The 9,737-nt window shown below is 39.7% G+C and carries 4 protein-coding genes and 1 pseudogene; 2 read left to right on the plus strand and 3 right to left on the minus strand.

Annotated features, from left to right (window positions below):
• Positions 1 to 145: 145 nt before the first annotated feature.
• The 3 genes and pseudogenes from AYK67_RS01825 to AYK67_RS01835 form a co-directional block, all read right to left on the minus strand.
• Positions 146 to 2,941 carry a polysialyltransferase family glycosyltransferase gene (locus AYK67_RS01825; protein ID WP_068081523.1) on the minus strand — a complete coding sequence of 932 codons (2,796 nt, stop codon included), beginning with the start codon at positions 2,939 to 2,941 and terminating at the stop codon, positions 146 to 148.
• A 286-nt stretch (positions 2,942 to 3,227) separates the two neighbouring features.
• Positions 3,228 to 4,322: pseudogene (locus tag AYK67_RS01830) on the minus strand (IS3 family transposase).
• Positions 4,323 to 4,948: 626 nt separating this feature from the next.
• A complete protein-coding gene (locus tag AYK67_RS01835; protein ID WP_068081526.1) occupies positions 4,949 to 7,714 on the minus strand; it encodes a DEAD/DEAH box helicase family protein in 2,766 nt (921 codons plus the stop codon).
• A 389-nt stretch (positions 7,715 to 8,103) separates the two neighbouring features.
• Here AYK67_RS01835 and AYK67_RS01840 point away from each other — a divergent pair, with 389 nt between their 5' ends.
• Both AYK67_RS01840 and AYK67_RS17330 read left to right on the plus strand, forming a co-directional pair.
• Positions 8,104 to 9,264 carry a tyrosine-type recombinase/integrase gene (locus AYK67_RS01840; RefSeq protein ID WP_068081529.1) on the plus strand — a complete coding sequence of 387 codons (1,161 nt, stop codon included), beginning with the start codon at positions 8,104 to 8,106 and terminating at the stop codon, positions 9,262 to 9,264.
• A 220-nt stretch (positions 9,265 to 9,484) separates the two neighbouring features.
• A partial coding sequence (locus AYK67_RS17330) for a hypothetical protein (RefSeq protein ID WP_206597487.1) occupies positions 9,485 to 9,737 on the plus strand: 253 nt, incomplete at its 3' end.

Raw genomic sequence — 9,737 nt, forward strand, 5'->3', positions numbered from 1 at the left:
GGCAAAACCGACTGGAAAAAATGGCAGCATGAGGCTTAAATAGAAAACAAGGATCCTCTTAAAACATGGAGGGAACTTGGGGAGCAGGTCAATGTAAAGATCATTTCTGAATTCTTATATTCAATTAACTAGATCAATTGTAGAACTAACTACTAGTGTCTCCAGTATTTTCCAACTTATAAAATGATATTGGAGGTACGGTATTTTCTACCAAGCCTGTTATACCAAGATGATCTTTATCCCAAGTTACACCTTCTTTCATGAGATTGGTGCCCACTATTGTATAAGCTAAATTGGGGTATTTTTCAGCTATAGTTACCAAAGCTGAAGATATAACACCTACCACTAGGCGGGGTCTATTATTTTCTAAGAACTTTTCTGCAGTATACTTACTTTCCTTATCAACATCCTCAACACCATGTATACTAGAAAGCAACTGCTTTTTAAATAAAGAGCTGTCCCTTGGGTGGAATTTTATTTTTACGTCCAACCCAATCCCTTTTAAATAATTGATTGTATTTTTATAAATATCAATCTCATTATCCATAGTTGTCATTTCTGTATTGTATAGGTTTTGCGTAATTAACAATGCGTAATTGCCTTGTTTTAATTGTTTACAATCATCACTCTCATTATCTAAATAGCAAACTATATCACTATGAAAATGAGGGAATTTATTTTTCTGAATAAAAATACTTGAATTTTCAATAATATAATTGGGCACACCTAACAGTTTATTATTTGTATAGTAAGCCACAATGCGCTTAAGGTGCTCACTAGCAATTCCTGAAGAAGTCATTTTTTCATATTGCTTCAATGTAGGTCTGTTAATTTTCATGTCTATTTTACTTCTCAACCCTTCATCATATAGCACAATAGAAGAATTCAAAAATGTTTCAACAATTGCCTTTTCAGGAGGATGAAATAATTTAGGAAGAACTAATTCTTCATAGTTATAATAGCCTAAATCATTAACTAGTTTTGCTTTCCAAGAATTCCTTTTATATAGTTTTCTCAATCCACGGATCACATTTGGTTGGAATAAATCCTCGCTTATATATATATTAGAAAACAAACCTGTTTCATGAGCATCTTCTGCCAATTGCTCTAATTTTTCAATTGAAGCGTCCTTATAATATATCAAAAGATCGATACTTTTGGTGCTATTATATCGTTTTTTGATCACCGCTTGCAATGTCTCAAATTGAGGCTTACCAAGACAAACAGCTAAAGACCTTGATTCCAATTTATTATTATTAAATTTATACTTTGTAGTCTCCAGCCACTTTTCTGAAAAAAACGTAATAGCTTTAATGGATTTATTACGTAAGCTACTATTTGATCGCTTCACTAGATATAAAGGTGCGATCGTGATAATTTTAGTAACGAGATACTTTAATAAGTTCATATTGTGTAGCTTCTTAACTCTACTATCTGAATACTTTTTAAAGTTATTACTTGCTACTGTATTGGTTAATATTTTAAGATCAGATACGCCAGTATGAAATTCACTCTGATAATCAGTGAATATATCTTCATACCTGTATTGTAGTTTACTTGCATGATCGAAACCTATTTCTCCACTACTGATTGCGTCAGCAATGTACTTTATCCGCCATATGCTTAATTGTTCATATCTATTGATTTTAAAGTTAGTGTAAGATTCAAAGCTAGCGTGGTATGGAGATTCGGCCTGTTTCCAAGAATTAATTTCTGCAGATATATTGTAGGAGGCTATATCAATACTATTTTTTCTCTCATTGACAAATTCAAAAACCTTATACCAGTCTTTTTTAACGATTAAATTTTCAAGATTAAGGTTTTCAAGATGCAGTAAAGCATAGCGATTATCAGTTATTATATATCTTTTCTTATAGACACTTGGAACAATATTGACATGCATAGAATTTAATGGGTCAAAATACGATAACCCATCGTCACAGTATGCTATATCTTTGAACATACGTCCTCGGAAGAGAGGTTCTTTAGTTGTTAATTTAGATCTATCTAGTATTGAAGAATCCGAAGTCATATCTAACCAGGGTAGTGCTAAACAATCACCTGGTTTCATAATAGAGAGTACATCTCTAAAGTTAGCTCCCGTTTTCAACCAATGGCCAGACAAAATTTCATCTGCATCCAATTGCACAAAGTGTGTTGCATCAAGGGAACGAGCCGCCTCAAATAGCTTATTATGTGCATAAGATTCATTGAACAACCAAGCTTTATTATCAATTATTTTTTTAACTTTATACTTAGTAGAAATTCTCTTAATTACGTCTAATGTCCCATCATCAGAACAATCATCATAGACAACTATAGCGTCAACAAAATTACTAAGAGTTGATATAGCAGATTCTATGATATTAACCTCATTTCTAACACGCATTATACCAACGATATTAATGTTTTCTTTCGAGGATTCTATTTTATCTGGTTCTACTAATTCTCCCTTAAAAGCCGGCAAATCTTGATCAATTTTTGTCAAACAATCTAATATGTATGCATGCCTTCTAGTCTGTAAAAAACTACTTGTTACCATAAGACCAACATTAAAAGAAAGGCCGTAATACGCACGTAAATAGTGCTCTCTATCCCCTGTCTCAGTTGCTATAAAGTATAAAATCCTGAAATAGCTATCATTCCTAGCAGCATTTAATGGAATTTTCGATGATAAAAAACTATCCATCAGAGTGGTTATATCAGTATAATCCTTAGAAAAAAATTTTAAGATTAATTCATAGAAATATCGACCAAATGATGGAGCCCTATTGCTTAGCTCCTCACGACACCTTTCTAGCAACTCTACATCATTAACGATTTCATTTTCGTATTTAAATATTCTTAAATCACTACGTTTCTTTATACAATCTAATATTTCTTCTTCTTTATTCTTAAAGTCATTAGATTTTATTTTATAAGATGATATACTATTAATCATTTTATTACCCTAGGGATATCAAGTGCATAGGTGATATTTAAATGAAACTAACCTATGAAGCTTCCATATTTTTGCGATTTTCGTGCCATTGGCATATCTAGTAGTGGTGTACAATATGATGTTTTTCGATTCCAGTATTTTTTAAATGTGATTCATAAAATCTGGATTTGTAGTTGCCTGCTACCCTTAATTTGCTCCTCGTTATTATAGGATTCTACTTAACCTTGCGCTATTCCCCGTTTTGGGACCACCCGGCTGGAAGATTTTCCGGGGTGTTTCACTCAAATCAGAGTATCGTCAGCTGAGCATTTACGAGCGCTGCAGGGGGCTTATTCCCAATATCGCTATGAGCGGTTGACCTCGTTGTAGTCTCTACGCCAAGTCTCCAATTTTTCACGGGCTCAAAAAGCCTCATGAACCAGTGTGCATTTAAGCATTCATTCCGCAAAGAACCGTTAAAGCTTTCAATGAAGGCATTGTCTGTCGGCTTTACTGGACGCGAAAAGTCGAGGGTGATACCTTTCGTGTCGGCCCACAGATCAAGATCACGAGACACGAACTCGCTGCCATTATCACAGCCTATGACTTAAGGGTACCCGGTCCCCCTACAGACCCTTTCCAGTGTTTCAACGAGGTTTTCTCCTTTGGAACTAAGTCTTGGATCTGTGACAGACGAAAAGCGGGAATAGCTATCAATGATGGTAAGGATACGCAGTTTGCGACCGCTCGCGAGCTGATCATGGACAAAATCCATCGCCCAAATCTGATTGGTATGGGTTGGCTCACTACGATCTAGCCGCAGCTTTGCTTTAACCTCTCGTTTGGTCGTTTTGTTGCGCAGTTGCAGGCCTAACTCATTGTAAAATCGGCGCACACGCTTGGGATTGATCTCCCAGCCTTCTCGCCGCAAAAGGACATGAACCCACCTGATACCAAATCGGACACGGGTTTTACAGATCTCTTTTATGCGCAGCTTTAAAGCAGCCTGATCACCACGCTTTGGGGTATAGGTGTACAAAGAACGATCAATCTTCAATGCCTTGCAGACCTTGCGAACGGATACATTCCATGTCTCGCGAACCTCATCAATCAGCAAACGTTTGCGAGCAGGCCTTAGAGCTTTTTTGACAAAACATCGCGAAGCATTGCCTTGTCCAAGGAAAGGTCCGCGACCAACCGCTTCAAGCGCCAGTTCTGTGCTTCTAGCTGTCTCAGACGCTTCATCTTCGAGAGTATAAGCCCGGCATACTTCTTGCGCCAATTGTAAAATGTTGCTAGGCTTACTCCAGACTTGCGACAGACATCGGCTATCGCCATGCCATCTTCAGCCTGCTTTAAAACAAAGGCAATCTGTGCCTTATGAAAACTTTGAGGCTTTCATCGAATTCTCCTCCTCCCGACAACGGGAGTTTAAATGGAAAACTCCAACCTGAAACGGTCCTAATTATTGGGGGGCATATCAAGTTGAGACTCGTTCATTTAACACAGCGAATAACGCACGCTTCTCCGACGCAAAAGCGTTTTGCGACTTGCCGCATAGATAGCACTTCCGTCTCACGGTTGGAGAGAAACTAACGACGAGCAGAAGAAGAGTAGACCACAAAAACAGTATAATCAAATTATATAAATTTGGCTTTATCGTGGATGAATTCCTGTTTATTATCATAGTTGAGAGTCGGGATACTAATAATGACGTAATCTGTGTACTTTTCAAGCTTCAAGTATCAAAAGCAATAACTAGTAGTCATCGGACTTAGGAGGACACTATGTAGCTTACCTTTTAGCGAATTTATGCCTGATATGGAAAATAGAACCTGATGGGTGTGTCCTGTTCGATAAGAAAATGAACCACGTTCTGCTAGGCGCATTGTCTGTTCGGGAACCAAATCCGAAGCCAAGAATATGTGCGACCCGAAAAAATTACCTTGCATACCATCTCACACAATTTGAGAAGTTAATTTGTCAACGGATATTGGTACATCCTAACGTAGTTTATTCTGCCTCAATCTACTCCCATATAGACATGCGCTCTGTCTTTTTTTGAAATGCTGTTGCAAATGAACTGGCCCTGGCACGTAAGAGTGCTAACCGGCCTTCAAGTGTACGTGTGTAGACTAGATTGCTTTTTCCCACGTATCTGTTCCATTTTTTAGCAAAATATTGCGCGTTTTTCTTTGTCTGACCGATAATTGCCGGAACTGGATGATAATCTTTTCTGTTAAATCCCCATAGCTTTGAGTGCCGTTCGAGCAAATAGCGAGGGTTGCCTGTCGGTCCTAAAACCTCTTGCATCGCCTCTAGAAATAATCGTCGTTCAGCATCTGTTGCTCCATCCAAACGGCAATAGACAATGCCCATGCGGTTTTGATGCGCTTGTAGTCTCAAATTATGCCTGCCGGTTTTGATGTGCCCCATATGCTCTAGTGTTTCCAGGAGCGCCCACCCAACCTGTTGAAGTGATTTTTCCAACGTGCCATTGCATACAAGAAGTTTGATAGCTTTGTATGCTTTCGGCACGCTATAAAAAGCTATCAAGCCGAGGCTCACCATAATGAGCCAAACAAGTTCCACTCCCATTGCCGCCACTCTTGGTGTTTGCAACAGAACAAATGCCCCCATCAGTAAAGCGCCAAATAGTGTGTACTTAATTGTTTCATATAGAGTAAATCCACTGGGTGCATTATTGGCTGCTGTATACTCTTGCATTTCCGGCTTTGGGCTAGAACCTTGCAATGCGTCATTCCATATGTGATGTAGCCTCTCTCTTGCGTGAGCACTCTTCAGTGTCTTTTGATTGAGTTGCCAAACACCCGCCTCTGTCCATTTTGTTTGCCCAAGACCTAGTCGTTTGAATCCACTTTCAATTTGCAATGGGTAATCATAGGTAACACCTACAAAAGCTTTAAAACGCCTTTGAATCATGCGTAAGTCTTCACCAAGGTCTTGCTGAATATCTTCAAATTGATCAAAAGCCCGTTGCCTTTGGTCTCCTCCTCTCGCATATGAGCTTAACTTCTCTTCCAGATTTTCAATATCAAGTGACGCCAAATGCCAAATATTTGCTGTTTTCTTCGGCCTTTGTGGATCAATTCTTATTGCTCGCCCTCGCATCTGGTTTGAAAGCATGTATGAGCCTACATTGCTGGCAAGTATTAAACTATTAATAGTTGGAGCATCCCAGCCTTCACCTAGTAATGCCTGTGTACCCACCAAGACCGATATTGCACCTTGATTAAAAACCTCTGTTATCAGGTAAACAATTTTTTGTTTGTGTTCTCCATTGATTTGTAGCTGTACAAAATTCTTATCATGTGGCAATGGCGCAAAATGAAAGTACCGAGCATCAATATTGTTTGCAAAAGCAACTCGTTGAAAGACTTTCGCCGCCTCTGCGGGTAGGATAATCACTGAACCCGTCAAAACACCAAGCTTAATATTAGGAATTTTGGCCCTGCGAAGATGCTCGAAAATCGGTAGGACACCAAGTTTACTTAGTGGCTTAATATCATTTATTGATTTTGGTAGTTCTTCAGAGCGAATGTAATCAGAGAGCACAACAAGTCGCAGTTCATCGCCTAACTCCCGTGCTTCCTCAAGCGTAATACTGCGAATACTCTCAAGCTTACCTAAACTATTAGCTAGGATTTTTTTATACTCTTTGGGATTACTAATAGTGACTTGTTTTCGATCAATTACCCCGATCCTCTTCAACTCGAATGCCAATTCCTCAATTAGTTTTTGATTTTGAGTAAAGTATTTGGCTTGAGAATAAATAACTCCGTCAAGCAGCACTTCTAGCCACTTGGCATCCAATGGTGGAATGCTCTCGTTCTTCGCGCCTAAAATTTCCAGTACATATGCAGGCGGAGCATATCCAATCGCCCTAAAGAAAATAATTACAGACGTAAAAAATTTTGGATTTGAGAGTATTTCTTCAAGGTGTTGTTGGGGCGAACTCACCCATGGGTGCATTTTCAAAATTTCTATAAAATCTTGATTTTGTTGTAACTGGTAGGTGAAATCAGCTATATTTTGTTTAAATTGGTGTAATTTATGAAGTTCATATTTAGTTGGTAGTGAAAAATGTAGGTAGTCTTGATGCGGGCATAAATCTCCTTGTTTCACAAGTTCGGGTACCGAGATTTCAGCATCTATAGGACCGCATAACTTCTCATATTTTTGCCATTCCTTATAATCGACATCATAGGGTGGCGTAGCTGTTAATGAAACAACAGTTGGCTTATGCAACCCCTCTTTTAAGTGACTTAAAGCTTTCCACCATTCATTTCTTAAATGATGCGCTTCATCTAATATAATTGTTTGCACATCCAGAGTAGCAAGATGTTTAATGATATAGGGGACTTTATGTTTTTTAGTGGTGGCAGTGGCCTGTTCACCTAGATTGTAATCGAATTCCTCCTCTAACTCCTCAGCACCTGTTAATGCTGCATGTAGCGCTTGATAGGTACACACCGTTAGTTTCTTTGGTTTGCGAAGGTCATTTGAAATCCAGTCTGTAAACGCAGCACCTTCATCCAGAAATAATGAAGTCACTCGGTCAATCCATTGATTACGTATAGCAATAGATGGTGCTAATATTATGGTTGGTTTATCCAGTCTACGCATAACCTCTAAACCAAGAATGGTTTTACCCGATCCCGGAGCTGCTACAATGTGTAAATGATCGTCGTCTAAATGACCATCCAGTTCATCAAGTACACGTTTTTGATAGGTTCGCCAATTTGACTTAAATTGTAAATTGCAAAACGTCATTTTATTAGAATCACTTTAATAATCGAATACTTCAAATAGAAGTTAATCATAAATTGTTGAATTGTTGAATTGTTGAAAAGAAACAAACATATCAAAGTTTTTTGGTGCTAAACACAAAAGCCCTGCTTATTTTATTCTGCAGGTCTATTTCTATAATAGATATATAATGAAGATTCTTTGGTTGCGGGGGTAGGATTTGAACCTACGACCTTCAGGTTATGAGTTAGTATCTCCAGTTGTGCACCTACATTCATCAACGCACAAAAATATCCTTATCATACTGATTCAATTCAACTATTTATAGAGTTACGTGCACACACATTCACAATTTATGCTTGTATTTCGATTTCAATTGCTTCCATATAGCTTCCATAAAAGGAATTGGAAGCATGACAAAACTCTCTAAGAGAACCATAGATACTTTAGAAATCAAATCATCAGATTACTTCGTATGGGACGAAACCCTACCCGGCTTTGGCATTCGTATTATGCCATCAGGGCGTAAGAGCTTTCTCATTCAATACCGCGATGACAGCCGCCGCACCCGTCGCAAAGCCATTGGCAGATATGGCACCATAACCGTTGATGAGGCCAAGCGCGAAGCAAGAGAACTACTGGCAGCCGTGACACGCGGTGAGAACCCCGCTGAAGAAGACAAGCGCCAAAAAGCCAGCCCAACTGTTGCTGCTGTTTGCGAGCGCTTTTTAAAAGAGTATGTGCCTTTGCACTGTAAAGCCAGCACCGCCAAAGAGTATAAGCGCTGCGTTGAGCTGTTTATCTCCCCTGCCATTGGCACCCATAAAATCAATAGTGTGAAGCGGTCCCATATTGCCAGCCTACAGGCAAAACATAGCGCGACCCCTTACCAAGCCAACCGCACCCTTGGCGTACTATCGGTATTGTTTAAGCAGGCCGAGATTTGGGGACTGCGCGAAGAAAACACCAACCCATGCCGGAATGTTAAGAAGTACGAAGAGAAGAAACGCGAACGCTTTTTAAGTACAGAAGAACTACAAAAACTCAGCGCCTGTTTAAACCAGATGGAAGCGGCCAAGTTAGAAAGCCAAGCAGCGATTAACTGCATTCGCCTTTTGATCCTGACCGGTTGCCGCCTTGGCGAAATACAGACCTTGAAGTGGGATTACATCAAAGGTAATTCAGCTTACTTGCCAGATTCCAAAACAGGTGCCAAGCGCGTTTATCTTGCCCCTGCCACATTGGAGGTGCTGGCAGGTATCGAGCAGCTTCCAGATAATCCCTATGTGATTGTGGGCAAGCTGCCCGGTTCTCACTTGAGCGATATGCAAAAGCCGTGGCGGCGCATTCGTAAAGCTGCCAAGCTGGAAGATGTCCGATTGCACGACTTGCGACACTCGTTTGCCACCAGCGCTGTTGGGCTGGGTGAAAGCCTGCCGATGATTGGTAAGTTATTAGGTCATAGCCAAGTACAAACCACCGCCCGCTATGCCCACTTGGCCGATGACCCTGTACATATGGCAGCGGCCCGCATTAGTGATGAGTTAGCGCAAATCATGTCGCGCACAGAATAACTTTAAAGAATATTTCTGAATAAATGCTTGGAAGTACTGCCCTCCTCAAATCTCCTTGAAGATTTTCTTTGAAAAATCATGGGAAGTGACAGTCTTTCAAGCATAATTTTTGGAATAATGCATCTTAGGCGTCTTGTCGGTTATCGACGCAGCTAAGCGATTGATGCTAAATTCAAAACTATTAACTGTAAGCCGCATAATATCTGAGAATTCTTTATAAATGACCCCTTTCGACATTTGGAGCAAAGGTGTTCCTCTTCAGCGATCCCCGTTACACTTTGCAAACAAGGACAAGAAAGCCGAGTTTCGAAGGCTTCGAGCTGAGAACTCCCTTAAAAAGATAATGGAGCGGACAAAAGCTCTTTATGATGAAGGTAAGCCATTTCATGAAGCAATGTCTCACGCCTATATCTCTAATAATAGCAGTGAGATTTATAAGGGTTTTGAAGCGGTTATCACACAAGCCATTGAGA

The sequence above is a fragment of the Polycladidibacter stylochi genome, assembly GCF_001562055.1.
GTDB classification, from domain to species: Bacteria; Pseudomonadota; Alphaproteobacteria; order Rhizobiales; family Stappiaceae; genus Pseudovibrio; species Pseudovibrio stylochi.